This window comes from Phycisphaeraceae bacterium (assembly GCA_019636795.1).
Taxonomy (GTDB): Bacteria; Planctomycetota; Phycisphaerae; order Phycisphaerales; family UBA1924; genus JAHBWW01.
The window spans coordinates 171,407-198,192 of the sequence record JAHBWW010000002.1 but is presented as its reverse complement, the minus strand read 5'-3'; the positions used below and the strand labels follow the sequence as shown (position 1 = coordinate 198,192).

General features: G+C 64.6%; 24 protein-coding genes. 16 read left to right on the top strand and 8 right to left on the bottom strand.

All coding sequences use genetic code 11. From position 1 onward, the window contains the following. Positions 1 to 85: 85 nt before the first annotated feature. Positions 86 to 1,027, top strand: coding sequence for a prepilin-type N-terminal cleavage/methylation domain-containing protein (locus KF757_04025; GenBank protein ID MBX3322138.1), 942 nt, complete (start codon positions 86 to 88; stop codon positions 1,025 to 1,027). A 33-nt stretch (positions 1,028 to 1,060) separates the two neighbouring features. Further along, positions 1,061 to 1,216, top strand: coding sequence for a hypothetical protein (locus tag KF757_04020; GenBank protein MBX3322137.1), 156 nt, complete (start codon positions 1,061 to 1,063; stop codon positions 1,214 to 1,216). Positions 1,217 to 1,398: 182 nt separating this feature from the next. On the opposite strand, the gene KF757_04015 is transcribed toward KF757_04020, so the two are convergent. From KF757_04015 to KF757_04005, 3 genes are read right to left on the bottom strand one after another with little or no spacing between them, the layout of a single operon-like run. Continuing rightward, the gene (locus tag KF757_04015; protein ID MBX3322136.1) at positions 1,399 to 3,144 is read right to left on the bottom strand and encodes a DUF885 family protein; all 1,746 of its coding nucleotides are present in this window, start codon (positions 3,142 to 3,144) and stop codon (positions 1,399 to 1,401) included. Positions 3,145 to 3,186: 42 nt separating this feature from the next. Next, a complete protein-coding gene (locus KF757_04010) occupies positions 3,187 to 4,329 on the bottom strand; it encodes an aminopeptidase P family protein (GenBank protein MBX3322135.1) in 1,143 nt (380 codons plus the stop codon). Between the two features lie 54 nt (positions 4,330 to 4,383). Beyond that, positions 4,384 to 4,974: an OsmC family protein gene (locus KF757_04005; protein ID MBX3322134.1), complete on the bottom strand. Its 591-nt coding sequence runs from the start codon at positions 4,972 to 4,974 to the stop codon at positions 4,384 to 4,386. On the opposite strand from KF757_04005, the gene KF757_04000 reads away from it, so the two are divergent. Continuing rightward, positions 4,946 to 5,425 carry a hypothetical protein gene (locus KF757_04000; protein MBX3322133.1) on the top strand — a complete coding sequence of 160 codons (480 nt, stop codon included), beginning with the start codon at positions 4,946 to 4,948 and terminating at the stop codon, positions 5,423 to 5,425. The genes KF757_04005 and KF757_04000 overlap by 29 nt on opposite strands. A gap of 83 nt (positions 5,426 to 5,508) precedes the next feature. Here the strand turns inward: KF757_04000 and KF757_03995 are convergent, their stop codons facing one another. The 4 genes from KF757_03995 to KF757_03980 all read right to left on the bottom strand — a co-directional run bounded on the left by KF757_03995 (position 5,509) and on the right by KF757_03980 (position 10,844). After that, positions 5,509 to 7,074 (bottom strand): hypothetical protein, encoded by a 1,566-nt coding sequence (locus KF757_03995; GenBank protein ID MBX3322132.1) that lies wholly within the window; start codon positions 7,072 to 7,074, stop codon positions 5,509 to 5,511. A gap of 57 nt (positions 7,075 to 7,131) precedes the next feature. After that, positions 7,132 to 7,911, bottom strand: a complete 780-nt coding sequence (locus tag KF757_03990; GenBank protein MBX3322131.1) for a hypothetical protein — start codon at positions 7,909 to 7,911, stop codon at positions 7,132 to 7,134. Between the two features lie 18 nt (positions 7,912 to 7,929). Next, positions 7,930 to 10,509 (bottom strand): OPT/YSL family transporter, encoded by a 2,580-nt coding sequence (locus KF757_03985; protein ID MBX3322130.1) that lies wholly within the window; start codon positions 10,507 to 10,509, stop codon positions 7,930 to 7,932. Between the two features lie 200 nt (positions 10,510 to 10,709). After that, positions 10,710 to 10,844: a 50S ribosomal protein L34 gene (locus KF757_03980; GenBank protein ID MBX3322129.1), complete on the bottom strand. Its 135-nt coding sequence runs from the start codon at positions 10,842 to 10,844 to the stop codon at positions 10,710 to 10,712. A gap of 256 nt (positions 10,845 to 11,100) precedes the next feature. On the opposite strand from KF757_03980, the gene rnc reads away from it, so the two are divergent. After that, positions 11,101 to 11,898 carry a ribonuclease III gene (rnc, locus tag KF757_03975; protein ID MBX3322128.1) on the top strand — a complete coding sequence of 266 codons (798 nt, stop codon included), beginning with the start codon at positions 11,101 to 11,103 and terminating at the stop codon, positions 11,896 to 11,898. On the opposite strand, the gene pyrF is transcribed toward rnc, so the two are convergent. Continuing rightward, positions 11,863 to 12,729, bottom strand: a complete 867-nt coding sequence (gene pyrF, locus KF757_03970) for an orotidine-5'-phosphate decarboxylase (protein ID MBX3322127.1) — start codon at positions 12,727 to 12,729, stop codon at positions 11,863 to 11,865. The two genes, rnc and pyrF, sit on opposite strands and share 36 nt — an antisense overlap. Positions 12,730 to 12,805: 76 nt before the next feature. Here pyrF and KF757_03965 point away from each other — a divergent pair, with 76 nt between their 5' ends. The 12 genes from KF757_03965 (at position 12,806) to KF757_03910 (ending at position 26,778) form a co-directional block, all read left to right on the top strand. After that, positions 12,806 to 13,192, top strand: coding sequence for a DUF971 domain-containing protein (locus tag KF757_03965; GenBank protein MBX3322126.1), 387 nt, complete (start codon positions 12,806 to 12,808; stop codon positions 13,190 to 13,192). Next, the gene (gene recG / locus KF757_03960; GenBank protein MBX3322125.1) at positions 13,189 to 15,285 is read left to right on the top strand and encodes an ATP-dependent DNA helicase RecG; all 2,097 of its coding nucleotides are present in this window, start codon (positions 13,189 to 13,191) and stop codon (positions 15,283 to 15,285) included. Before KF757_03965 ends, recG begins: the two co-directional genes overlap by 4 nt. Positions 15,286 to 15,825: 540 nt before the next feature. Continuing rightward, entirely contained in the window at positions 15,826 to 16,326 is a 501-nt protein-coding gene (locus tag KF757_03955) for a helix-turn-helix transcriptional regulator (GenBank protein ID MBX3322124.1), read from the top strand. After that, positions 16,316 to 16,453 carry a hypothetical protein gene (locus KF757_03950; GenBank protein MBX3322123.1) on the top strand — a complete coding sequence of 46 codons (138 nt, stop codon included), beginning with the start codon at positions 16,316 to 16,318 and terminating at the stop codon, positions 16,451 to 16,453. The genes KF757_03955 and KF757_03950 overlap by 11 nt, the downstream gene beginning before the upstream one ends. 24 nt (positions 16,454 to 16,477) lie before the next feature. Then, positions 16,478 to 18,271: a DNA polymerase/3'-5' exonuclease PolX gene (gene polX, locus KF757_03945; GenBank protein ID MBX3322122.1), complete on the top strand. Its 1,794-nt coding sequence runs from the start codon at positions 16,478 to 16,480 to the stop codon at positions 18,269 to 18,271. A 218-nt stretch (positions 18,272 to 18,489) separates the two neighbouring features. Then, entirely contained in the window at positions 18,490 to 20,013 is a 1,524-nt protein-coding gene (locus KF757_03940) for a sel1 repeat family protein (protein ID MBX3322121.1), read from the top strand. A gap of 1,115 nt (positions 20,014 to 21,128) precedes the next feature. Further along, positions 21,129 to 21,401, top strand: a complete 273-nt coding sequence (locus KF757_03935) for a hypothetical protein (protein MBX3322120.1) — start codon at positions 21,129 to 21,131, stop codon at positions 21,399 to 21,401. A gap of 65 nt (positions 21,402 to 21,466) precedes the next feature. Further along, positions 21,467 to 21,850: an immunity protein 39 gene (locus KF757_03930; GenBank protein ID MBX3322119.1), complete on the top strand. Its 384-nt coding sequence runs from the start codon at positions 21,467 to 21,469 to the stop codon at positions 21,848 to 21,850. Positions 21,851 to 21,966: 116 nt separating this feature from the next. Continuing rightward, positions 21,967 to 23,487 carry a hypothetical protein gene (locus KF757_03925; GenBank protein ID MBX3322118.1) on the top strand — a complete coding sequence of 507 codons (1,521 nt, stop codon included), beginning with the start codon at positions 21,967 to 21,969 and terminating at the stop codon, positions 23,485 to 23,487. 2 nt (positions 23,488 to 23,489) lie between these two features. Beyond that, positions 23,490 to 23,882, top strand: coding sequence for a hypothetical protein (locus KF757_03920; protein MBX3322117.1), 393 nt, complete (start codon positions 23,490 to 23,492; stop codon positions 23,880 to 23,882). A 280-nt stretch (positions 23,883 to 24,162) separates the two neighbouring features. Then, positions 24,163 to 26,511, top strand: coding sequence for a hypothetical protein (locus tag KF757_03915; protein MBX3322116.1), 2,349 nt, complete (start codon positions 24,163 to 24,165; stop codon positions 26,509 to 26,511). Between the two features lie 15 nt (positions 26,512 to 26,526). Further along, positions 26,527 to 26,778, top strand: a complete 252-nt coding sequence (locus tag KF757_03910; protein MBX3322115.1) for a hypothetical protein — start codon at positions 26,527 to 26,529, stop codon at positions 26,776 to 26,778. Positions 26,779 to 26,786 lie beyond the last annotated feature (8 nt).

The following is a 26,786-nucleotide window of genomic DNA, read 5'->3' as shown; positions in this document are numbered from 1 at the left end:
GCTGCGACTGAGTCTCAATCGCTGTGCTATACTGAGCGCGCCCGGCCTCCCGGCTGCCCCGGACGCCCGCATTGGAGATGACCCCATGTTCCCGCTGCCCCCGATCGCGACCGCACCCGCCGCCAGCCCCGAAGTCCGCTGCTTTCGCCCCTTTTCGCGCCGCTTTCGCGGCTTCACCCTCATCGAACTGCTCGTCGTCATCGCCATCATCGCGCTGCTCATCGGCATCCTGCTGCCCGCGCTGGCCAGGGCCCGCGCCGCCGGGCGCAGCCTCGTCAACGCGACCAACCTGCGCAGCCTCGGGCAGGGGCTGGCGATGTACGCCGGCGACCACAGCATGTACCCGCCGCTGCGCCTGGCCGCCGGGGAGTATCACACGCCCACCGGCCGCCACGCGGCGCGCTGGCACTGGGCCATCGGCGACTACGTCGGCCGCCCGATCGTGCCCCAGGGTGAGTTTGAGACCAAGAACTTTGCCGACACCAACGACTTCGAGCGCCTCGACAACGACGTCTTCGCCGATCCGACGCACACGACCGAAGACTATCGCGCCATCAGCGGGCAGATTCAGGTGCTGCGCAACGGCTCGTACGGCTACAACTACCAGTACCTCGGCAACCGCCGCTTCGAAGGGCCCGGGGGCCGCTCGGCCAACTATCCGGTGCGCGATTCGACCATGCACGTCACCAGCGGCACGGTCGCGCTGGCCGATTCGGGCGGCTCGCAGGCGCTGCGCACGGCCAGCAACGCGCGCGAGCACGCCTACACCATCGACCCGCCACGCCTCGAGCGCGAGCGCTTCGGCCCCGGCCTGCAATGGGGCCACGCGACCGGGCCGGTGGTCGTCGCGCCCAGGCACGCGCGGCGCGTGACGGTGGCGTTTCTCGACGGCCACGTCGAGGGCAGGACACTCGAGCAACTCGGCTTCGTCGTCGCCGACGCAACCCGCGACACCGTCGAGGTCGATCGCGGCTCGAACGCGGCGTGGAACGGCAAAGGCTACGACGCGGGCCAGACGCAGCCGTAAACGCGCGGCAGGAGAAGGCCGCCGCGCAGCGCGATGGACCAACCCCGCATCGCGATCTCCCGGCTCGAAGACCTGATCGAGCGCAGGATCGACGCCTGCGGCCCGGACGATGAAGAACTCGACGAGCTCAGGCAATTCCTTGATCGGTTTCGGGCCGAGCTGGCTCAACTGCACACCGACGACGAGTAGCCCGAAAACCCGCTGCCGGCCGAGGAACACCGCGCGCGGGCGCGAAGCACGCCGAGCGCACCGAGCGGCGGGGCTCGAACGCCGTGCGGCGCGTTCATCGGGACGCTCGGCGCAGCCGCCTCCAACCTCATCGCAGCCGCCCCCAAGCCCGGCGTGGCCGCCGCGAACCCTGGCGCACCCGATCAGTCGCGATCAAAGCGCCAGTCGGGTGTGAACGCGGGCGAAAGGTCGTGGCCCAGGATCTGGGCGCGGATCATCGCGACGGGGATCGAGCCGTGCCGCAGCAGCTCGTCGTGAAACTCGAGCTGGCTCATCGTGCCCGCGGCTTCGACCTCGCGCGCCAGGGCCCGCAGTTGCAGCCCGCCGATCATGTACGCGACCTGGTAGAGCGGGCTGTACTGCTCGCCGACGTAGCGCCGCACCTCGCTGGCCGCGTTGTCGCGCTCGTGGTGGATCTGGTCGACCAGAAAGGCCGTCATCTCGGCCGGCGTCATCTGCCCGAGGTGAAACTTCAGGCTCACGATGATGCGCGCCGCGCGGTGGCTGCGCCAGAACAGCATGCCGATGCGGTCTTCGGGCCCGCGGGCGAAGCCCACGTCCCACAGCAGCATCTCCCAGTACAGCGCCCAGCCCTCGACGAAGAAAGGCGTCGCGAACAGGCTGCGGTACGCGCGGTGCCGCGCGGCCATGAAGCCCTGCAGGTGGTGGCCGGGGATGAGTTCGTGCTGGACGACGAGGCGCGTGAAGTGCTCGTTGTTGCCGCGCATCGCCATCTGACGCGCCTCGAAGTCCTGCTCGCTCGAGGCGTAGGCGACCATGACATGATTGTTGTTGTAGGCGGCGAACGGCCAGGTGCGCTGGTCGCGGGCGCTGATCATCTGCGTGCGCCACAGGTCGGCGCACAGCTCGGGCACCGTCACGAGATTGCGCTCGCGCACGAAGTCGATCGCTTCGCGGGCCAGGCGCGTGACCAGCGCAGGCTGCTCGCCCGGCGCGACATGCAGGCTCTTGACATGGTCGATCGCGGCGGCGATATCGCCCCCGTACCCCAGTTCCCCGGCGGCTTCGGCGAGGCGCGCGCGGCACCAGGCGAGTTCGGTTTCGGCTACGGCGATGAGTTCTTCGGGCGACAGCGCGATCATCTCGCGCTCGAGGTGGGCCAGCAGCGCCTCGGACCCGATCGGGTCGCCCACGAGCGCATCCGCATCGCCCCCGCCCTGGCCCGCGATCGATTCGCGCAGGAACTTTTCATGCTCGCCGATGGCTGCGAGCGCCTCGCGGATCGGCGCGTCCATGTGCCAGCCGAACGCGGGCACGAAGGCGGCGTAATGGTCGCGGAAACGTTCGAGCGTGCGCCTCGAAGCGGCGCTGGCGCCCGCGGCCCGCAGCGCCAGGCTCGGCGTGACGGAGATCGCATCGGGGTTTTCGGTCTCGGCGGCGCTGGTGATGCGCTCGCGCACCAGCCGCAGCATCTGCGGCAGCGCCGCCAGTTCGCGCGCGAGGCTGGGCAAGTCGAGCTCGGCCATCTGCGTCCGCAGCGCTTCGAGGTCTTCGATCAGATCGCGATGCGGCAGCAGCGGCAGCATCTCGGCCCGGCGCGCCGCGGCCAGTTCGAGATCGGCCAGCGTCCCGACCAGGTGGGCCCGCAGCATCAGCGCGTCGGCCCGGGCCGTCACGTCGAGATCATCAAACGGCATCGGCGGCCACGCGGCCAGCGCGCGCTGCGCCAGGGCCGTGCGCGCCTCGATCGACTCCCGCGACCAGCGATCATCGTGAAAGCGGGCGATGGTGCGTTCGTCGGCGTCGAGCGCGCGGATCGCGGGCGCGAGCACGCTGTCGGGCGTCATCGGCTGGGCCGGCGCGCTGCTGCTCAGTATCGCCAGCATCCACACCGCCGCGGCGAGCGCGGTCCGGACCGCTGTCATCATTGTTCCTGCATGTCTTGCAGCGTGCATCGCGCGCTCCTTGGTTCAGGTCCAGTCGAGTTCTTCGTGCAGACGATTGAGGTTGCGGCAGCCGGTTTCCGTCACCACGACGATGTCCTCGATGCGGATGCCGCCGAGCGTTGCGTGATACAGCCCCGGCTCGACGGTGAAGGCATCGCCCGCGATGAGCTCGGGCCCGCCCGCATCGACCAGCGGCGGCTCGTGAACCTCGAGCCCGATGCCGTGGCCCAGGCCATGCTGCATCGAGCAGAAGTCGGCGGGCGGATGTTCGGGCAAGAGGGCGCGGTCGAAGCCCGCGGCGCGGATCACGTCGATCGCGGCCTGATACACGCTGTCTGCCGTCACGCCCGCGCGCGCGGCCGCGATGCCCGCGGCCTTGGCGGCCTTGACGGCCGCGTGCATGCGGGCGATGGTCGGCGGGATTGTGCCGTGCACGACCGTGCGCGTGCAGTCGCCGCTGTAGCGCGTGCGCCGGTTGGTCGGGAAGATATCGACGATGATCGGCTCGCCGGTGCGCAGCGGCCCCGAACCGCGATTGTGGCAGTCGCTTCCGGCCTGGCCGCAGGCGACGATGCTGCCCGGCGTCGTGTAGCCGCGCTCAAGAAAGAACACGTCGATCATGGTGTTCACGCGCTCGGCGGTGAGGGGCGCGCCGTCGTGCATCAGCACGCCGTCCGCGCCGGCGCGGGCGCGCGCGATGGTGGTGCAGGCCATGAGCATGGCCTCTTCGGTCGCGGCCTGGGCCTCGGCGAGGGCCGCGATCTCGGCTTCGTCCTTGCGCCGGCGCTCGAGGACGCCCAGATCGGTGTCCAGCGCGACCTCGATGCCGCGGCGGCGGATGAACTCGGCGTAGATCAGCGGCAGGGAGCGGTCGGCCACCGCGCGCGTGATGCCTGCGCCCGCGAGCGCTTCGGCCAGCGCCTGGGCCGTGGCCGTTTCGCGCTCGGGGCTGAGCCCGCCGACCGGTGCAAACTCGGCCGGGGCCGCGACGCGCGTGGCGCGGGCCTCGCGGGCGGCCCGGTGGAGCTCGATGTCGCGGCAGAGGAACAGGCTCGTGCCGTCGGCGAAGCGCACAAAGGCCGTCGGGTCGCCGACATTGAAGCGCACGGCGTGGAACAGGCTCAGGTTGGTCGCGGGAATGCCCGCCATGACGAGTGCGGTGTGCATGAAGGTGCTCCGGAATCAGACGCCAGACTGTAGCGAAGCGGTCACGGCGGGTCGTCACGCCATTGCGTCGCCCTCTTCGACCAGCACCGTCGTGAGCACCAGGTCGCCCGCGAGCGTGCGGTGCACCGGGCAGCGGTCGGCGATCTCGCTCAGCCGGGCGCGCTGCTCGCTGCTGAGCGGCCCGGTCAGTTCGAGTTCGGCCGCGATCGTCTCGCGCGCTTCGGCGCCCGCGCCCTGGCGCGTGTGCGTCAGCGCGATCGTCGCCGACTCCATCGGCCAGCCCTTGCGGTCGGCGTACATCCGCAGCGTGATAACCTTGCACGCGCCGATCGAGGCCAGTAGCAGTTCGTAGGGCGTCGGGCCCGTGTCGCCGCCGCCCATCGATGTTGGCTCGTCGGCCACGAGCCGGTGGTCGCGGGCGTAGACGGTGCTGACGTACGGGTCGCGGTCGATGCTGACGATCGCGCTGTGGCCGAGTTCCGCGGCGGTTGCCGCGTCGGGGGCAGGGGGGTCTTGTGGCGTGTTCACAGGCCGGTCCTCCTTGATCCATCGCACCGCGCTCCAATGATAGAGCATGGTCAAAGCAGCACTGCTCATGGTTGTGTACGCGGCCGCGATGGTCGCGATCGGTTCGGTCGCCTTCATGCTCGCGCCCTCGGGCGGCAAGGCGGCCACGGCGCTCATCATTCCCGCCGTCTGCGGCGCGCTCATGCTCCTGTGCGCGGGGCTGACCGCCAAGGGGATCATGTCGGCCAAAGCGGGCAAGGGGACGGGCAGGCCGGGGATGATCGGCATCCATCTCGGGCTGCTGCTGCCAGCGCTGTTCGCAGCCGCGTTCATCGGCCGCGCCCTGCCTGCGACGACCGCCTTTCTTGATGCCAAACAGACGCTCGCGGGCGGCAGCATCGCCGAAAACGCGGCCGCGGTCGCACTCGACCAATCCGCCACCGGCGGCAAGAAGGCCGAGGCGCTGAGCAAGGATTACCTGATCGCCAGCCTGTGGTCGCTGTCGTTTCTGAGCATCTTCGCCTGCGTCGCGCTGGTGAGCCATCGGCCGAAGATGGTCAAAGCGCCCAAGCCCGAACCGGCAGCCTGAGCGACAAGCAGTCGTGCGGCTGCAGCGTCCCGATCAGTGTCAGACATGCTCTTGACATCAGCGCGAACTTAGCCGGTCGCTTCTCAGCGCGGCTCGAACATGTCTTCAAAGCGCACGGCGAACGTCCACGCCTCTTTGTTCCCGCGCGCGTATGCCTCGTTGATCTCGAGCAGCGTCAGGATCGTCCAGCGCGTCTCGATGCCGCCATCGGTCGCGCGGTCGGCCTCGATGAGCACCCACAGCGAGCGCTCGGCCCGCCGCGCCGCCGCGTTCATCGCGTCGCCGTCGAGAGTGACCTTCGCGCCCTGCGCAGCGTACACCGGCGCGGCATCTTCGCTGATGCGCTGCACCCGCGCGTCGCGCCCGCGCCCCGGCACGGCCCGGTAGATGCGCACGGCCTCGATCGCGCCGGTCTCGCTGGCGACCTCCACCGACAAGTCCCCCGGCACCCAGCGCCACATGTGCCCGAACTCGTGCTCGGGGTTCTCGCACGCGCCCACGCGCGCAGCCCCGCGCTTGGAAATGGCGATCGTCGCCGTCAGCCACGAGATCTCCGGAGCCGTGTACGTGTCGTTCATGATCTCGCGCGTCAGGTACGCCGTCGTGGGCGACTGGCCGAGCTTCCAGCCCGTGCTCGATCGGCCCGGCAGGGCGCCCTCGGGGATGTTGTAGATGTAAAAGTCGGGGACGCCGCGGTAATGAAAGATCTCGTGCCACAGCGCCTGCTCGCCCCAGTTGGACCAGATGCCGCGCGGGGCGCCGAAGTTGGTGTTGAGAAAGTTGTGCCCGATCGAGTGGTGACGCTCGTGGTCGCCGTCGGCCAGCCAGAAGCAGCACAGCGGCCCGCCCTCGTTGACAGCGATGACCAGATCAAGGTCGGGATGATGATCGAACAGCGCGGGCCGCCCCGCTTCATCATCGAAGAGCTCAATGTGTTCGAGGCGGAAGCGGTCGGGAATCGCGGGCCGCGTCGGGTCGCCGCCGTGCTCGGGCATGCCGATGACCCCTTGGCCCGCGTAGAGCGTGTGCAGGTCTTCGAGGCTCGCGCGAAAGCGCCGCGCCATCGAGCCGAAGCGCTCGTCGCCGTCGATCCACGACTGTGCGGTCGCGACCAGCCCCAGCCGGTGGGCGGCGGGGCCGTGGAGGTCAAAGACGTCGAGCACCGGCGCCTGCTCGGCCGAACTCAGGCCCGGCTCGAATAGCATGATGCGCGTGCCGTAGGGAATCTCGGCCGTCGGCATCGTGAACGTCATCTCGTAGCGCTCGCCCGCGGCCAGCGGGGGCAGGATGCCGCCGTCGGGCATCGCGTCAAAGCCGGCGATGTGCAGACGCTCGGCGGGCGATGCTCCGGCGTTGCGCACGACGATGGTGATGGTCGCCTCGTCAGTCTCCGGCGGGCGCGGCATCGCGCCCAGTTCGACGACTGTCGCGCGCGGGCCGATGCCGATCCACTCAATCACCGGCCAGGCCCAGCGGATGTTGCGCGGGTTGCTCGCGTCGCGGTCCTCGGGATCAACCGGCAGCGGCGCACGCACCGGCACCGGGGCAAGCATCTGGACCGGCAGCGGGACCGGGACGGGCGCGGCCAGAGACAAGGCCGCACCGTTCGCAAGGGACGCAAGGGCCACGAATGTAATGATGATGCGCATGACACACTCTAGCGACGCGCTGCCGGCGCGGCGGGCCGCCGGCGCCCGATCGGGGCGTTAGCCCCCGCTGGCCAGCTGCTCGCAAAGGTGCTCGGCAAACGTCGCCGCCTCCTCGAGCGCCGCGGCCGATTCCTCGTACGCCCCGTCGGCCGCGGCCGACCACGCGCGGTTGACCTTGCGCTCCATCGAGGCAAAGGTGTCCATCACGCGGGCAAACCCGCCCATGCCGCGTGCAGCAATGAGCTGCGGGCGCGTCTGGGCAAACTCAGGCACCAGTTCTCCCTGCACCTCGCCCAGCACCGCGACAATCTGCGCCATGCGGGCGCGGTCGGTGTCGAGCCGCGCGATCGAGCCGCGCAGCGCGCTGATCTGCTCGCGCATCTGCCCCGCGACCGCCTCGGGGGTGGAACGCGGCGCATCGGCGCGGTCGGGCGCCTGCAGCGCCGCCCTGGCCGCCGCCTTGACCAGCAGGCCCCCGCCCGCCAGCCCGACGGCCGCGAGCACAAACAACCACAGCCCCGTCCAGTGGCGCACCAGCGCCAGCGGCGCGGCGCCCGGATGCCGCACCGTCGCGCGGGCAATCCCCGCATCGCGCATCGCCGCAAGAACCTCGGGCGTCAGCGCTGCGCCCGCCGCACCGATCTCTTCGCCGCTGGCAGCATTGACCGTGCGCTGCTTGAGCAGGGCATAGACCGGCTCGCCGTCGTCATCCGTGCCCAGCACGAAGCGCGCGTCATGCGTCGCGTCCGCGCCGACCGGCCAGGCGTACAGCGACGGCGCCGACACCAGCCCCAAAGCCAGCGAAATCCAGATCAGCATGTTGCCGAGCAGTTTCATGTTCCGTGTCCTTGTCTCTCAGCCCGTCGCCAGCACGAAAATGTTGATCAGCAGCGCCAGAATCGACTCGCCGACGATCAGCCCCGCCGCAAACGGCACACCCCATTCCTCGCAGAAGCGCCTGCCCTTGAACGCCCCGAGCACAATCGCCGCCACACACCCGATGCCATAGGTCGCGATGTACTCAAACGGAAGATACACGCTCAGGCCCACCAGCACGCCCAGACCCGCGAACGAGCCAAGCCCCAGCAGCATCCCCAGCATCGCACCAATCAGATACAGGGCGTAGGGCATCTCGCCGCCCTGCACGCCCGTCACGATCGCCTGCAGCGCCTGGGCCTGCGGGGCGCTGGTCTCGGTCCCCGGCCCGATCGCAATGCCCGTCTGGCGCAGGTTCACCTGCGTGATGAGCAGCAGCGTGAGCATCGCCACCACCGGCCCGATCCAGACGACACACAACTCGACCACCTGCTGGCGCCTCGGCCTCGAGCCGACAAGATAGCCCGTCTTGAGATCGCCCATCATGTCGGCCGCCAGCGTGATCGCCACGCACAGCGCCGCCCCCAGCAGCACCGCGCCGACCACCGCGCCCGTTCCGGCCATCATCAGCACCAGCACCACCGTCAGCAAGGCCATGCCCGAGATCGGCGACCAGTCCGTCATGCCCGTGCACTGGGCGATGATCAGCCCCGTGAACCAGATCCACAGACACCCGACAATCGCGATGATCGCAGCTCGCACATGCGGGTCGAGCCCCGCAAGCCAGCCGCGCTTGGCCTTGTACTGCACCATGAACGCCGCCTTCTGCTCGGCCGTCCACTGCGTCTCCCAGGTCGCGCGGGCCTGATCGTCGGCAAAGCGGATCATGTATCCATCATGCTGCACGGGCTCAGCCTCGCACGTCACCTCGAGCTGCGTCACCGGGCACAGGCCGCCTTCATTGAGCGGCTTGTTGCCCACGAAGTCGGCGGCCAGAAACAGCAGCGCCACGCCCCCGATGATCGCAATGCCCAGCGGCGCCAGCCCCAGTTCGTCACGCCCGCCGACTTTGGCGCTCCCGATCGACTTGAGCGCCGCCGCGATCGCCGGAAACGCCGCGATCACGCCCATCAGCGCCCCGCCGAGCAAAAGCCCGATGCCCAGCGGCCGGTTGTACAGCGAAAACGACGCCCCCGGCGCCTCGTGCGCCTTGAGCCCCGGCGGCAGCAGCCCCGCGTTGAACACAAACGGATTGATCACGAAGAACGCCAGCACCCCGCCGGCCAGCACCATCAGCCCCGGCCTGCCCGTGATGAACCCCGCTCCAAGCGCAAACGGCGCAATCGCAAACACCAGCCGCACCTCGTCAGGGATGAACAGCAGCATGCGGCCGACATCGATCGTCGAATCCGTCACAATCAGGTCCGGCCTGTTGTTGCCGTTGCGATCGACACGCTCGTCGAGCGCGCCCGTGCCCGGCGCGAAAAACTTCGGCAGGCGAATCTGCAAACTCGCATACCCGGGCAACGGTGCCGTCGCCCACCCCTTCTCGCCCGACACCAGCGACGACCACTCCAGATTTCCAACCGACCGATCGTGCACCGCCAGCAGCATCTCCTCGGGATACTGCCTGGCGCCCATCGCGCCCAGCGCCGCCTCGGTCTCGGCGATGTCCGCCTTGCGAGCCGCAATGCTCTCGCGCAGCCCCTCTTCCACCGGACACTCGCTCAATCGCTCGATCAGCCCGTTGAGTTCGCGCTTGGCCTCACGCAGGTGCGCCACCCGCGCAGCCCGCGACACGACCTCATCGGGCGCGGCGCCCGCCCGCACCCACGCAGCCGCATCGCGCGTGTTCTGCGCCGCCGCCAATGACAGACGCTCAGTGAACACCAGCCGATCGAGCGCATCAAACGCCGCCTGCCCGTCAGCCTCGGTCAGTGTCCCTTCCGACACGGCGATCAGTTCTTCCATCAGCCTCTGCTCGGTGTGCACGATGCCATCGAGCGGCACCTCCTTGCGCACCCCCGGCAACCCCGCCGGCAGATAGATCAGCGCCCCCATCAGGATTCCGGCAATGAGCACGATCGTCTTCTTCATCCCCGCGCCGGGGCTCTTGAGAATCGTCGCCACTCCCGTCGCGCTGGGGAACCGCAGCCGCTCGATGTCGATCATCTGCTTGCGCAGCGGAATGATGAACGCTGTCCCCAGCATCGCCCCGGCCACGCACGCCAGCGTGATGAGCCAGAAGTCAAGCGTGTCCCAGTTCAGGTTGTACCCGATCAGGAACAACACCGGCACCGTGAAGATCACACCCGAGTTTGACGTATTGACCGCCGACGCCACCGTCTGCGCGACGTTGGTTTCCAGAATCGTCCCCCGGCGCAGCAGCCCCCGCAGCACCCCGAAACCCAGCACCGCCGCGATCGCCGAACCACCGATCGTGAATCCGATCTTCAGGCCCGCGTAGGTGATCGCCGCGTTCATGATCACGCCGAAGATGATCCCGAACACGATCGCCGCCACCGTCACCTCGCGATACGCAGGGACCGGGCTGCTGATCTGAGGACTTTCGCCCGAAGGCGGCCTGTGGTCGGGCATGCTGGGCGTCGTGTCGCTCATGCGTTGGGCTCCGTGGTTCGGATCAATCTCGCATCAGAGTAGCGACTTCGAGCCCAAACGCACAAGTCCGCACAACAAAACCGACGCCCGGAGGACGTCGGATCTCGCGCAATCATGTTCTCGGTCAGAAGCGCAGGTCAGCTTTTGCCAGCCGCAGTCGCGGGCGCGATGAGGCCTCACCCCGCCAACCCCCGCCAGTATCAACTCGATGGGAGCTTGCGCCCGATGCGGCGGCGGCGGTTGATCATCGCCCGACCACTCCTCGTGGCCATGCGCGCCCGGAAACCGGACTTGCGGATCTTTGTGATTCGGCTGTTACGACGTGGATAATGCATTTCTTGAGCCTCACCGTTGGGCCACAACCCTAGCCCGCCCATCTCAAGATTTCCACACTCAACTTCATTGTCCAACCGGTCGATAGCATCCAATGATGTTCCTGTCGGGAAGTCGTTTCCCACAGGTCGGCCGCGTCCGCTCGTCTCACGTCTGCAACCCAGCCGAGAGTCGAGCGCCCGCGTCTGTTACAAGTCTGTTGAGGCCAGGTCCGAACAAAGCCCTGTCTTTGTGCGGCTTGTGCGGAAGGGCGCACACATGGACGAAGAAGTTCTCTCCCGGGCCGAGGCCATTCTCGGACACCGTTTCGCCGATCGAGAGCTCCTCAAACTCTCTCTCACACACGCCTCAGTCTCCGAGCATCGACTCGCCTCGAACGAACGACTCGAGTTTCTCGGCGATGCCATCCTCGGCCAGGTCGTCTGCGAGATCATCTTTCGTACCTTCCCCGACCTCCTCGAAGGCGAGATGACCAAAATCAAGTCCTCCGCAGTCTCGCGGCGCACCTGCGCCCGCGTCGCCCGCACGCTCGGCCTCCACGAACTGCTCAAAATGGGCAAGGGCATGCAGTCGCACGACGAGCCGCCACCCTCCCTCGCCGCCGCCGTCCTCGAATCCGTGATCGCCGCACTGCACATCGACGGCGGGTTCGATGTCGCGCGCAACTTCCTCGTTCCACTTTTCGAACCCGTCGTCCGCCGGGCCGCACGCAGCGGACACCAGCAGAACTACAAGTCCGTCCTCCAGCAATACGCTCAGCAGACCACTCAGAGCACCCCGAACTACCGCGTCCTCGACGAGAAGGGTCCGGACCACGCCAAGGCATTCAAGATCGCGGTCGAACTCAATGGCCGACGCTTCGAAGCCGCGTGGGGCCAGGCCAAGAAACAGGCCGAACAACAAGCCGCCCTCATCGCACTCTGCGAACTGGGCATCATCGAACCCGATGAGCACGGCGAGTACACCGTCGTCGATCCCGAAAACTGGCAGGAGGCCGCCAGGCGACACGCCGCCAATGGCTCAATCCCCAAGTCCCACGAGATCGATCACGAGTGATTCCGCCGCTCGACGGATCGCTCCCTGCCAGTCCTCGTCGTTTCCGCCAGGATACAGCACACTGCGCGACGCATTGACGACGACCCCCGGGTTCCGGCCGCGCGCTCTCCTCAGAGGCTTGATGTCTTCCATCGTCCCGCCCTGCGCCCCGAACCCCGGAATCAGCATCGGCTGATCGCGCATCACCTCACGCAACTCCGCCCCCTCATCGCCCGCGGTCTTCGTCGCCCCGACCACCGCCCCGACCGCACTCAGGCCCCGCTGCCCGATCCAACCCGCACCAAGCCGGGCCAGCTGCCGCCCGATCATCATGCTCACCGTATCCCCCGACACCACACGCGCCGTCTGAATGTCATCCGATCCCGCATTCGAGGTCCGCACCAGCGCGAAGATCCCCAGCCCTGCATCCAGATATGGCTCAAGCGTGTCCAGCCCCAGATACGGATTCACCGTGATCCACTGCGCGCCAAGATCGACTGCACACGCCGCATAATGCCGAGCCGAGACGCCGATGTCCCCACGCTTGGCATCCAGCACCACGCACAGCCCCCGCTCGCGCGCACGCCCGCAGACCTCTTCGAGCACCCCAAACCCGCGCGAACCGAAGCGCTCAAAGCACGCCGACTGCGGCTTGACAATCCTCACAACCCCCGCCGCTGCGTCAATCGCTCCAAGACAGAACTCCCTGATCTGTGCCACATGGTCGGCCGAGCCCTCACGCACCCGCCGCGGCAGACGCTCAACGTCCGGATCAATCCCCACGCACGCGGGCGTGTGCGCGATCGCATCGGCAAGCACGTCAGCAGGATGTTCCGCAGCAACCGGGTTCATGCAGGGTCTTTCCTCGAAGGGGCGTACGCTATGCTAGCGACCGTCCACGCCCCAGCGCCTCGTTTCCATCCGACCCATGAACCCGCACGCACCACAACACATCGACCTCCAGAAGGACCGAGGCCTCTCCATCCTCTGGAACGACGGCTCCTCATCCTACTTCTCCATCGCCTACCTCCGCCGCATGTCACCCTCGGCCGACATGCGCGAACTCCGCAAGACCATGCACGCCAACCCGCTCACGGTTCTCCCCGCCGGATTCGTCGGCGATGCCGTCGTCGCCACCGACGCCGAACTCGTCGGCAACTATGCCATACGCCTCACTTTTTCCGATGGGCACACTTCGGGCATCTATACGTGGGATTACCTGCGAGAACTCGCCCCCGAATCGGCCAACCCCCGCAGCCGGGCCCCGGGCGATGACACGCCGCCTCATAACAACCCGCTCGGACTCCCGACGTGAACGCGGCCGATCCATCTGCCGGCCCGCGTCCGCTGACCGCCGGCGTCCAGTTCCTCCCCGGCGTCGGGCCCAAGCGCGCCGAACTCCTGGCTCAACTCGGCATCACCAACCTCGGCAGGCTCATCGCCCATCTGCCGCACCGCTACGAGCACGAACGCGCCGAATCTGCGATCGCCCAACTCGAAACCGGAGTCCTGGCTTCGGCCCGAGGACACATCACCGCTACCCGCGTGGCCGGCAGAGGTGCCAAGGGACGTTTCGAAGCCGTGCTCATCGACGACACCGGCCGACTCGATCTGGTCTGGTTCAATCAGCCGTTTCTTACCCACACGATCCTCCCAGGCACGCGATTGTGGGTGCAGGGCAAGCCCATGCGCCGCGGCGGCATGGTTCAGATGGCCCACCCGCTCTACGAAATCCTCGACGAGCACGAGCCCGCCCAGCGACGCGAGCGACTCCGCCCGATCTATCCCGCCACCGAAGGCCTCACCTCACGTCAGATCGAAAACATCATTGATGTCGCGCTCGATGATGCTGTCAGCCAGATCGAAGATCACTTCACGCCCGCGTTTGGCAGGCAGCGCGAGTTGCCGTTGCTTGCCGATGCTTACCGCATGATGCACCGCCCGCAGAGCGAGCAGGATATCGCCGAGGCCCGCCGCCGGCTTGCCTATGACGAACTCTTCATGCTTCAACTCGCGGTGCATCTCAAGAAACAGCACCTGCGCACCACGCTGTGCGCCCCGGCTCTGGCGGTGACGCCTGCCATTGACCAGCACATCCGCCAGCGACTGCGCCTTTCCCTCACGCCGGGCCAGGAGCGCGTGGTTGCCGAACTCCGCGCCGATCTGGCGCGCACCACGCCGACCAACCGCCTCATCCAGGGCGATGTCGGCTCGGGCAAGACCTTCGTCGCCATCTACGCCATGCTCGCCGCGGTCGCTGCGGGGCATCAGGCCGCTCTCATGGCCCCGACCGAACTGCTCGCCGAGCAGCATCACGCTTCGATCTCGGCCATGCTCGAAGGCTCGCGCGTGCGCTGCGCTCTTCTCACCGGCTCGATTGCTCCCGCCGAGCGCGCCGCCCTGCTCGACCGCCTCGCCCGCGGCCAGATCGACCTGCTCATCGGCACCCACGCTCTGCTCACCGACACCGTCGCCTTTGCTTCTCTGGCTGTTGCTGTCATCGACGAGCAGCACCGCTTCGGCGTTCATCAGCGCGCCGCCCTGCGCGCCAAAGGCGAAGACGCCGCCTCTTCGCCTCACGTCCTCGTCATGACCGCCACGCCCATCCCGCGCACCATCGCTATGACGCTCTTTGGCGATCTTGATCTCTCGATCATCGACGATCTTCCGCCCGGCCGCCAGCCCATCACCACGCGCCACCTGCGCACCGCCCAGCGCGCCGACGCCGAGGCCATCCTTGCCGAGCACATCGCCCGCGGCGAGCAGGGCTACGTCGTGGTGCCTTCGATCGAGGGCGAGCACGCTGCGGGCGTCGATGATGTCGCGCGGCGCCTGGCTGCCGGGCCTCTGGCCGGACGCCGCATCGCAACGCTCCACGGCCGGATGAACCGCGCTCAGCGCGACGCCGTGATGTCGCGCTTCCGCGCCGGCGCGATCGACGTGCTCGTCGCCACGACCGTCATCGAAGTCGGCGTGGATGTGCCCAACGCCACCATCATCGTCATCGAAGACGCCGACCGCTTCGGCCTGGCCCAGCTCCACCAGCTCCGCGGGCGCGTCGGTCGCGGCGACAAGCCCGCCCACTGCATCCTCATCGCCGACCCAGCGACGCCCGATGCGCTGGCCCGTCTCGACGCGATCTGTTCCACCGCCGACGGCTTTGTTCTGGCCGAACGCGACTTTCAGATCCGAGGCCCCGGCGAACTCATCGGTGCCCGCCAATCCGGCGACATGCCCCTGCAGGTGGCCGATCTGGCCACCGATCTCGAACTGCTCGCCCAGGCGCAGCGCGACGCCCGCGACTGGGTGGCCGCCTCGCCCACGCTGGCCCGCGACACCGACGCGCTGCTCCGCAAGCGCCTGGTCAAGAAGTACGGCCTGGGTCTGGGTCTGGCCGACGTGGGCTGAGCACGCGGTCGCACCAGCACAGTTCGTGCGCGTCGGGTGCGTGTGGTTCGGCGGGTGGAAGGTCTGGGTGTGGTGTCCAGGGGTCTCGACAACGTCGCATGGAGCAGCGCACGTGGGGCATCAAACCGCGTTTGCGGGCCAAAAACCCACTCCCCGTGCCACCGATCCGCGGCTCTGAGCGGTCGGTGTGCCTTTCCGAGCGGTGGGCGTGCCGTGCCTAGCGGTCCCGCCGCCCCCGGACACCCCGTACCTCCGACCTCAGTAGCCCTGCAATGCCCACGCCCGCGCTCTCGAACCGCGCCCCTGCCGAACTCGAAGCCATCGCCGACGTGCACAACCAGTCGTTTTCGCCCGCTGAAGAAAATAATTTCCCCCCTGTTGGGCCACAACTTCGTGCCCGATCCCGCGCGGCACATGGTGCCGGACACGCCGCACCCCGCCAAGCACACTCAATCTTGTGGCTTATCCCGTCTCAACCCGCCACATCGGCTGCCCGTACCCTCCGCACAACCCCCAATTATGCCGATACACTGAATACTCATGACCACCACCTCCCTCCACGACAGACTCAGTTCTGTGGCCGGTGCCCGCACCTACCGCGCACTCGGCGAACTCACCGGCACACACCCCGAAACCGTCCGACGCTACATGCAGGGCCAGTCGCCCGCGGTCGACTTCCTCGCCTCGCTCTGCCAGAGTCTGGCTATCAACGCCGACTGGCTCCTGACGGGTCGCGGGCCGATGCACGTCTCGGACCTCCGCGCCGCCGCCCTCCGCGACGCCAACCCCAGCGAACTGCACTCGGCCATGGCCAGCACGCTCACTTCTCTCGTCGAGCGCGTCGCTCGCCTCGAAACCTACTGCCAGACACTCGAAACACGACTTCGTGTCGCTTCGGCCCACAGTGCCGACTCGCCCCGGGCACCCGACGTACCCTTGAGCAGCGATGACAACCCCGACCCCCCCGTCGTCCAGACCCGCCAGCGAGCCACCCGCATCGCCGGATCTGTCTCCCGCAGACCACGTCCGGATGCTCACTGAACTCCTGCGTCCGGCTTCACCCGAACTGGCGCGCCGCTGGCTGGCCGCACTCCTGATCGTTCCCGAGTCCGAGCGCGCCGCCATCGTCGATGCAGTCGAAAAGCAGATCGTCGACGAGTTTGGCTGAGCACGCCGCCGACTACCATCGCCCATGAGCCTCAAGCAGCACGCCGCCACGCTCTTTGAACGCATCGCCGCGATGCTCGAGCTCCTCGGCGAAGATAAGTTTCGCGTCAATGCCCACGCCCGCGCCGCCCGCGCGCTCGAATCGCACCCCGGCGAACTCGAAGACATCGCCAGCGATCACGCCGCGCTCGAAGCCATCCCCGGCGTGGGCAAGAAAATGGCTGCCAAAATCACCGAACTGTCCAACACCGGCACCATAAAGGAACACGACGATCTGGCCGCGCGCGTGCCCGCGTCGCTCGTCGCGCTCCTCGACATTCCCGGCCTCGGACCAAAGACCGTCAAACTCCTCTGGGACGAGCTCGGCGTCACCGACCTGCCCGGCCTCGAACGCGCCCTGGCCGACGGCTCGTTCCTCACACTCCCGCGCACCGGCCAGAAAACCGCCGACAAGATCACAAGCGCCATCGCCTTCATGAAAACCAGCAGCCAGCGCCTGAGTCTGGGCCTGGCGATGCCCGTCGCTGAGCGCTTCATCGCCCACATGCAGTCCTGCCCCGCCGTCACGCGCGTCGCCTTCGCCGGTTCGCTCCGCCGAGGCCGCGACACCATCGGCGACATCGACATCCTCGCCGTCGCGACCGACCCCGAGGCCGCCAGCGCCCACTTCCTGGCCGAACCCTCCATCACCGAAACCCTCGCCCAGGGTGCCAGCAAAACCAGCGCCCGCGCCCATCTCTTTGTCGATGGCGGGCGATGGAAAGGCGAAGCCGTCGGCCAGGTGCAGGTCGATCTCCGTCTCGTCCCCGAAGCCTCATGGGGCGCTGCGCTGATGTACTTCACCGGCTCGAAGGACCACAACGTCCGCCTGCGCGAGCGCGCCCTGCGCCAGCGGCTCACCCTCAACGAATACGGCCTCTATCCCAACGACGACGACCCGACCCCGCCGCACCAGCGCGATGTCAAACCCGTCGCTGGCGCGAGCGAAGAAGAAGTCTACAAGGCCCTCGGCCTGCCGTACCTCCCGCCCGAGATCCGCGAAGACATCGGCGAACTTGAACTGACCGCCACTCCCGCCCTCATCGAACCAGCCGACATCAAGGCCGAACTCCACGCCCACACCACCGCCTCCGACGGCCACATGAGCCTCGATCAACTCATCGAGCGCGCCATCGCGCGCGGCTTTCACACCATCGCCGTCACCGATCACAGCCGCTCGAGCGCGCAGGCGAACGGGCTCAGCGTCGAGCGCCTGCGCGAGCAGCGCCGCGACATCGAGGCCGCCCGCGAGCGCTTCAAGGGCAAAATCACGATCCTCTGCGGCAGCGAGGTCGATATTCTCGCCGACGGCTCGCTCGACTACGACGACGACGTGCTGACCGAACTCGATCTGGTCGTCGCCAGCCCGCACGTCGCGCTCGCCCAGGACGCCGCGACCGCCACCGCCCGCCTGCTCCGCGCGATCGAGCACCCGCTCGTGCACATCATCGGCCACCCGACGGGCCGCCTGATCAACCGCCGCGCGGGCCTCGAACCGGCCATGCCCGAACTCGTCGCCGCCGCGCGCCAGCACAACGTCGCTCTCGAAATTAACTGCCACTGGATGCGCCTCGACCTGCGCGACACGCACGTCCGCCTCGCCGCCGAAGCTGGCGCCCTCATCGCCATCGACTGCGATGTCCACGCCCCCGACGAGTTCGACAACCTTCGCTACGGCGTCCTCACCGCCCGTCGCGGCTTCCTGCCGCCCGAGCAGTGCATCAACACCTGGCCGCAAGCCCGCCTCGCCGCCTGGATCGCCTCCAAGCGCACGCGCTAAGGCCCCCGCCTCCGGCCGCCATATGCCGTCGCGATACTTGCTTGACGCGCGGAGGGCGAATCGGTACGCTGGCCGATGAGTGGCCCGAAGAAAGTGCCTAGCTGTTTTCGTTCTGATGGGCCGATGCGCGGCGAGCACCGAAGGTGCCGACCCGACTTCGGTGGCATGGGGAAGGGGGACATCGGGTGCCACCTTGCCGGGCTGATAGGAGAATGTGAATGTTTTTCAAGAGGACACTGAGACGAACAAGCATCTTCAGGGTGCCGCCGTCGATCCGGGTGAATCCGCGTTATTCGCGCCTATTGATGATTGTTGTGCTCGTGACGGGGACGTTGACCGCGCAAGTGCTCGCAAGGCCTGCTCGCTTGTTGACCGGGTACAGTGCCGCTCGGGCTCTGAGCGACCCACCAGTGGGCGGCGATCCCGTGACTGCAACCTCTGAGGAAACCCGCAGCGAGCAGATCAACGAGGCGTTGCTCAGGGCCCAGCGCATATCGGAGGACGCGAGAAAGCAGGAGTCGCCCCTCGTGATACGTGCAATATTGGCGGACGCCCGAGCTGCGCTCGTCGCCGTGATGGGCGACCCGCGGCACGAAACGCTACGAGTGTGGCCAGCGTTTGGCGCGTTGTCTGTTCTGTTGAGAGATGGGCGTGACGCAGCATTGGCGTATGAAGCGATCGATCGACTGGAGCCTGATTGGCGAACAAGGTCGGATTTGTCCGACTTGATGGCTTCGCTAAATCGCATGGGTGCCGCAGAACGGATCATACCTGTCAGGGAAGGTCGCGAGAGAATTCTCTCGCTACTAACGAAAGCGGAAGATGGTGACACGGCAGCGCAGTCGGAGCTTGGAGGCAAGTATTTGATGGGCACTGCGATACCGAGGAATATAAAGCAAGGATTGGTTTGGCTCAGGCTGGCCGCTCAGTTTGATGACGTCGCGGCACAACTGGGCATTGCGGTATGCTACATGAATGGTGTCGATGGCCCACCCGACTACGCTGAGGCGCTCAGGTGGCTTCAGCCAGCTGTAGACAAGGGGTATGCTCCCGCCCAGAGGATGATGGGTATGCTATACGAGAACGGAACCGGTGTTCCGAAGGACTCCTTGCTCGCGATTCGGATGTACCGAATGTCGGCGGATCAGGGCAACCGTCACGCCCAATGCCGTTTGGGCTACATGTATGCCGATGGGCGCGGCGTCTCGCGCAATGACGCCCAAGCGCTCCGGTGGTTTCGAAAAGCCGCAGATCAAGGTGAGCCAGAGGCCCAATATTGTTTGGGATACATCTACGCCCAAGGCCGGGGTATCAAGCGAAACCCAAAGGAGGCCGTGAAGTGGTTTGAGCGGTCCGCTGAACAGGGCTATGTGCCAGCGCAGTTTGAGTTCGCGGATTGTTTGACCGCTGGGCGTGGAATAGGTATCGATTATGGTACTGCTGCCAAGTGGTTCCTCCGTGCGGCCGCCCTCGGAGATGCCGAGGCGCAGTATCGCGCGGGCCGAATGTACCACGAGGGCAACGGTTTGCCACAGAACGACGTTGAGGCAGTGCGACTTTGGCAGGCCGCTGCGAGCGAAGGGTCGGCAAACGGGAAGTTCTGGCTTGGCATAATGTACATGCGCGGCGTGGTGGTCGAGCAGAGCAATTATCGGGGACTAGAACTGATAAAGCAGGCAGCGAGAGAAGGTCAACTCGATGCGCGATTCGAGCTGCGCAAATTGGGCTACACCAGCTGGTAACGGCGGGTGGCACCGACCGCAACCGTTGATGCATGCTGCCCGTGCCACCGACAACGGCTTTGAGTGGTCGGTGTGACTTTGTTCCATTCTAGCCGAACCCTCATTCTGCGTTCCACCGCTCACCGGTTCCTCCGGCGAGCCATGGCACGGCCAGCAACACGGGCGCGTGATTGGTGCCACCAGCCTGACGCCAACTGCACGAGAGATGGCGGCTGCAGCCGCAATCCGTGCCAAGACTGGCAACCATCTGTTGCTCATCCCGAAACCTAAGTAAGGAAGAAAAGTCTGTGCCTAAAGTGATCGATATATTCACAACGCAATCAGACCTGCTTGATTTGCTGGCTGACGTAGAGTCAAATCACCCAATTCGCTATGTCGAGGCCGGTATGATGGGTAAATCGGATCTGACGACATACAATTCGGCATCAGAGATTCCTTGTTTAGGAACAACTCGTGCATCTTCTACTAATTCATGTTGTCATTATCTCATGGCTGATGCTTCCGTCTCATTTACTATTCGGCCAGTCCCGCAGAAACGTGGCGGAACGCGGTATGTGGTGGACCAGCGGATGAATCCCGACTCAGTTCACTTGGTTCCAGGTGGACAATATTATAAAAGCACTATTGTGGCTGGAACTATCGGAACTTGCACAAACTCGTCGATATCGATTTCCCTTCTCAGGACGATAGTTGCCGCGATTCGTCATAAGATGTGGTCTAACATAAAGTTGTATGCAGTTAGTCCCGAAGCCACGAGGATTCTTGATGCAGGCGGCCGACTTACCGCTATCCTCCAATCTCCGCGAGAAAATGATTTACAACGTTAGGCGCTGTTACTGATGTTGATTGCTCGTTTCCATGTTCGATCTGTACGCCTTTGTGTTCGTATAATGCATGTACTCCATTTCATTCTGATTCTGCTCGTCGCGTACACGGCGGGGTGGCACCAATCTACTTCTCCCCAGTGCCACCGGCGGGTGGCACCGACCGCATCCGTTGATGCCTGCCACCCGTCGTGGATCCGCGCCAAACGCTCCGGCTGAAAGGCCCCGGCCCCCCGGCCCCCGGCACCGATCGCCGGAGGAACCGGCGAGCGGTGGCACGGCTAGAGTCACATGCGCGTGATCGGTGCCACCAGCCCTGACGGTTCCACATTCAAGATCGGCCAGAGTTCACAAGGTACACGAGTGAGAGATGGAGCGTCGATTCGCGCAGAGCAACAAGTTCGAAGACTTAGAAAAGAGACGGGTGGAGAATACACATCAGAAATTCTTCAAAAAGTGTTTAAGGATAAAGCCTCAGCACGAAGTTATGAAACACGCGCGATCGAGCGATTCCGCAGCATCCACGGGCAGAACACATTGCCTGGGAATGTGACCAACCGATGAGTACACTACCACCTGCGAAACCACCGCATGACCGGAAGTTAGTACTTAGTGGTATTTCCTTGACGATGGCACGCCATCCGAAGGCTTTAATGCCAGCCCTCGCCGGAGTTCGAACCGAACTCGAACGTATCTTGATCCAGACCAACTACTTCGTTGACACACCGTTTTCATGGATCGGAATTTCAATTCGATTCGGCATGAAGACTGAAGCCAAGCCTCATTTCCAACATATCGACAGAAAAGATGGGGAACTGCCGCTCGCTATTGAAATCGAGACCGCACAGATGATCGGGGCTGACCTGGAGCAACTCAAGAACCTCTTTCGCAGTGCAGCGCTGCGAGCCTTGATTGCCGCAGCAGAGCGGTACAACTGTCCTGACGCGCGACTGCGGGAGATGTTTGCAAGCCTTCCAACTCCACAGAGTTCGGCAGAAGAAGATCTAGACTGAAAGTGCAATAAGCCTTTTACTGCCACGCCAGACCAGAGTTTCCTTTATGTTCGCATCCCATGTTTTTCACTCTTCGGTTCATCTTGATCCTGCTCGCGTGCTTTGCATCACCATGCATGGCACAGTCGCTTGATGACAACGACTCTGCCTCGCGCGAGCGGTTTTTCTATTCGCCCGACTGGCAGCTGCTCGAGCAGCGGACGTGGAGTGAGCCGGACGCTGACCCGGCCGAGGACGATGACGATCCATCAACGATCGCTCAGCAGTTCTGGGGCAAGCGGGCCATCGACGATGCGGTGATGCGGCGGATCGACCGTGATCCGGCGGAAAATGACGGCTTCGAAGACACGTATTACTACATCACGGACCACCTGCGCAGCGTGGTGGCGGTGTTGGATCACGCGGGCAAACTGATCGAGCGGGTGCGGTATGGGCCCTACGGCGAGCCGACGCACCACCGGCCCGGCGATGTCAACGGCGACGGCGTGGTTGACTTCTTCGATGCGCAGGTCATGATCGATCTCATCTCCGGCGGCGCGATCGAGATCGACGACGAGGAATACCAGGCCGATGCCGACATCAACCGCGACGGGATCATCGATTTCTACGACGTGCTGATCGCGCTGGCCGATGTGACCAAGGATCCGGTGACTGGAATCTCAGATCCCGAGACAGTGGCGAATCCGATCGGCTATGCAGGGTATGTTTACATCGCAGACTTCGGCTCGCTGGGCCACTGGTATGCGCGGCATCGCATCTTCGATCCCGTCATGGGTCGATGGATCACGCGAGACCCCGCGGGCTATGTCGATGGGATGAGTTTGTATCTGTACGCGATGGGCAACCCGTATATGTTTGTGGATCCGCTTGGGTTGTTTGTGTGGGGTGCTGTGTGCGCAGCTGCAGAGTGGACATGGACTGCTGGAAGCAGGGTTGTACATAACATTATCGACGCCAAAGAAGGTGCGTCGGAGATGGTGTCCGAAGTGATGCTCAGCGGAGCGTATCTGGCCGGCGCTCATACGGATGCGGAATTTCAGCGTGAGTCACGTACTATTGCTCCGTTGGCAAGCGCGATCAATGAAGTCGGTGGAGTTGAGGTTGCGAAGCAGGTCGGCCTGTCCGCCCTCAACGGCGTCATACAGACGGTCGCAGGCATGGCCAGCGGTGACCCGAACGCGTTCGGAGACGCGGCCACCACAGTGTTTGGTGGTGGCTCACTGCAAATGATGAAACATAGTCGCAGAATCATGAAGACTGGTGCTGATGCGGCACGCGCCGCTGCAAACGGAGGACCGCTCGCAGATGCCAACTTTGCACAGAAGACTTTCAGCCAGGCTTTCGATCCTAGAGGTCCGCTTGCAGGGCGTACGGTTGACGACGTAGCAGCGGCCTTGCGATCTGGGCAAATGAATGCTGCGGATGTTTCCGTCCAATACATCATTCGAGATGGCAATACGCTGATGTTAAACACTCGATCCGCCCAGGCCCTCCAAGCAGCGGGTATTCCAAGGGCGCAGTGGAATGCCGTAAACATGACGGGCAACGCCGCCGCCGAGGCGAGATTAACCGGGCAGCTTCAGCGGAATGGCCTTGGCAACCAAGGCATATCAACTGTCACGCCAGGGAGGCCATAGTCATGAGTTCCAAAAAATCTCTGCACACTGTTGCTCTTCCTTCTACGGACTTCATTGTTCCCGCATATTGGGATGAGAAAGGACCGTCTCCTGCCATTCGCTTCAGTTACGACAAAGATGGGGTCGAGTATCGAAGCGGCATTGAATTTCGCCGCGTATTGGCTATGCGATGGAGAGCCGAGCGATGCTGCACGGCCTGGCATATCGAGGGTGCTTACGATACTTTGGTTGAGGTCGAAAACTCGCTTTGGGTTCAGGAATTGCGGGCGGATACTTACGCGCAATGGCGGGACAAATGGGAAACTCACCACTACATGATTTATCTCGACGGCGTTTCTTTTGAAGTTGTCGCCGAATCATGGGCAGCTTTACCAGATGAACCGGCGGCTCAGTGATCTCTCAAGGGAAGGAATGGCGACGATGAAGGTGTTACAAGCCGCAAAGTCCTGCTGCTCCCCGTTCGCAATTTAATCGGCCCTTGTTCGCATCTGTGTGTTAGGATTTCGTTATTGATTTGTCAGGGTCGGCTTTCGAGCCTGGCGCTCTGTTTTCCACAGGCGGGGCGCACCCGTGTTGCACCCGTGCGGCACCCTTGTGGCGAACCCGGTATGGTGAGCCATCCGGCACGCTGATTGGCCTGTTTTTCTGTTCGGTATGTCGCCCTGTTTTCGCACGATGTTCGTACTTCACCTCATCCTGATCCTGCTGGTCACGTTTGACGCCTCCTCGGGCCCGAAGAACACGGATCGTCTTTCGGCGGTGGTGTATGCCGACGGCTCGCGGTGGGTGCATGACTACGGCGCGGGAGCCGACGATGCGATTGACCGCGTGGTCGGGCTGCGGCTCGATGATGCTCAGCACGATGATGATCTGCTCGTCGCGTACACGCACCTCGGGCTGGGCACGGTCGCGATCACGGACCTGGTCGAGGCGGGGGTGCAGTCGGACCGGACGGCCGACACCGACGGCTCGCGGCGCTTCGGCACGCTCACGACGACGGATGAGGGCGTGTACCCGGGCTGGGACCGCTTCGGGCGGCTGGGGCTGCTGTCGTGGGTCGATGTTGACTTCACGACCGGGGCGAGCGACCTGCCGAACATCCCGCCGGTGTATCAGCAACGTTACGAGCGCGATCGCGCGGGGAACCTGCTGCGGCAGACCGACACGCGGCCCGGGGCGGCGTGGCAGACACGAGACCGCGAAAACTTCTATGACGAGTTGCACCGGCTGATCGAGACGAAGATGGCCGACGGCCTCAATGCGCCTGAAGAAGCCAAGGAATGGACGCTCGACGCGGCGGGCAACTGGCGCAGCCTCACGATCAACACCACGACGCAGACACGCACGCACAACCTGGCCAATGAGGCGGAGAAACTAACGTCGGGCTCGCAGACGCATTATTACGATGATGCGGGGAGCCTGGGCCTGGTGACGGCCGGGCCGGAGTACGAACTGATCTATGACGCGTGGAACCGGCTCGTCGAGGTGCGAAGTGTTGGCTCCGGCAGCGCCGTTCTGGCCAAATATCGCTACAACGGGCTGCACCAGCGGACGATTGCGGAACAGCACACCGGCGGCTCGCTGTCGTCTCGCGAGCGGTTTTTCTATTCGCCGGACTGGCAGCTGCTCGAGCAGCGGACGTACAACGCGAGCGACGTTCTGGTCGCGACGGCTCAGCAGTTCTGGGGCAAGCGGGCCATCGACGATGCGGTGATGCGGCGGATCGACCGTGATCCGGCGGAAAATGACGGCTTCGAAGATACCTATTATTACATCACGGATCATTTGCGCAGCGTGGTGGCGATCGTCGATCATGCGGGCAAGCTGGTCGAGCGGGTGCGGTACGGCCCGTACGGCGAGCCGACGCACCACCGGCCCGGTGATGTCAACGGCGACGGCGTGGTCGATTTCTTCGACGCGCAGGTGATGATCGATCTGGGCGGCAGCGGGGTCGAGATTGATGATGAAAACTACCAGGCTGACGCGGACATCAACCGCGACGGGATCATTGATTTCTATGACGTGCAGCTCGTGCTGGCGGATGTGACGAAAGACCAGGTGACTGGAATCTCAGATCCCGAGACAGTGGCGAATCCGATCGGCTATGCGGGCTATGTTTACATCAGCGACTTCGGCGCGATGGGCCACTGGCTTGCGCGGCACCGCATCTTCGATCCCGTCATGGGTCGATGGATCACGCGAGACCCCGCAGGCTATGTGGACGGCATGAGCCTCTACCTCTACGCACGAAGCAATCCATGGGCATTCGTCGACCCGATGGGACTGTTCGGGATCGTTACCGAATTGTTTGCTCAGATAACTTCAGCGGTCGCACAGGAAGCCCGTCAAGGCATTGATCGCGCAGCAACGGCCGTGCAGAGCAAATTAGGAATTGTGGGGGGTGTTGTCGCCCATGGCGTCGGCGTGGTGGCCAATGACGTGATCAACGCGGCCGAGGGTGTCGTTCATCTCAAGGCAGCGATCGACAACTCTGCGGATTCGATGGCAGCCAAAATCGCCATCGAGAAAGTGCAGAATCCTCTGGCTCCGAGCGAAACCTTTGCGCAAGTCAAGACGAGCGCCGTCGAGCAGGCGATCGACTATGGCGGTCGCGTGATGTCGGGTGACGCAGAAGCCATCGGAGACGGACTGCGGGCCATCGGCTATGCAGGGGTGGGGGGCCCCGGAACGAGCGCTGCTGTTAGCCGCCTGGGAGGCCAAGTTGCAAATAACATTACTGTTCGCGCTCGCGGGTTCGCTCCAAACAAACTTGAATCTCACTTTGCAAAACATAAATCTGAGTGGTCTTCAATGTCTATTAAAAAGTACGATCGCAAGGCGCATAGTCTCATGAATGCTGAGATTGGCGGAGATATTTTGGGCCATACTCGCTCGAACGGCGATATCCTTCGCTACAATCGAAAAACGAATGAATTCGGCGTCATGGCCGAGGATGGTACCATTCGTACATTTTTTCGGCCTCAAGATGGGATGAACTATTGGGACCGTCAGTGTCTTGACTAATCCGCAGGTATTGCCATGCGACAAAAATATCCATGCCCATGTTGCGACTTTCTAACGCTAGACCACCAACCGCCAGGGACGTTTGAGATTTGTCCTGTTTGCGGCTGGGAAGATGATCAAGTGCAGTATAATGATCCAAATTATAAAGGCGGCGCAAATGAACTGTCGCTCCTCGAGGCCCGTCGTGATTTTCAAGTCTCTCGCGCAGCAGATGTGGATAAATCAAAATGGCTGCGTCGTCCACCCTCGGACGAACTTTCAAAGTAACAGACTAA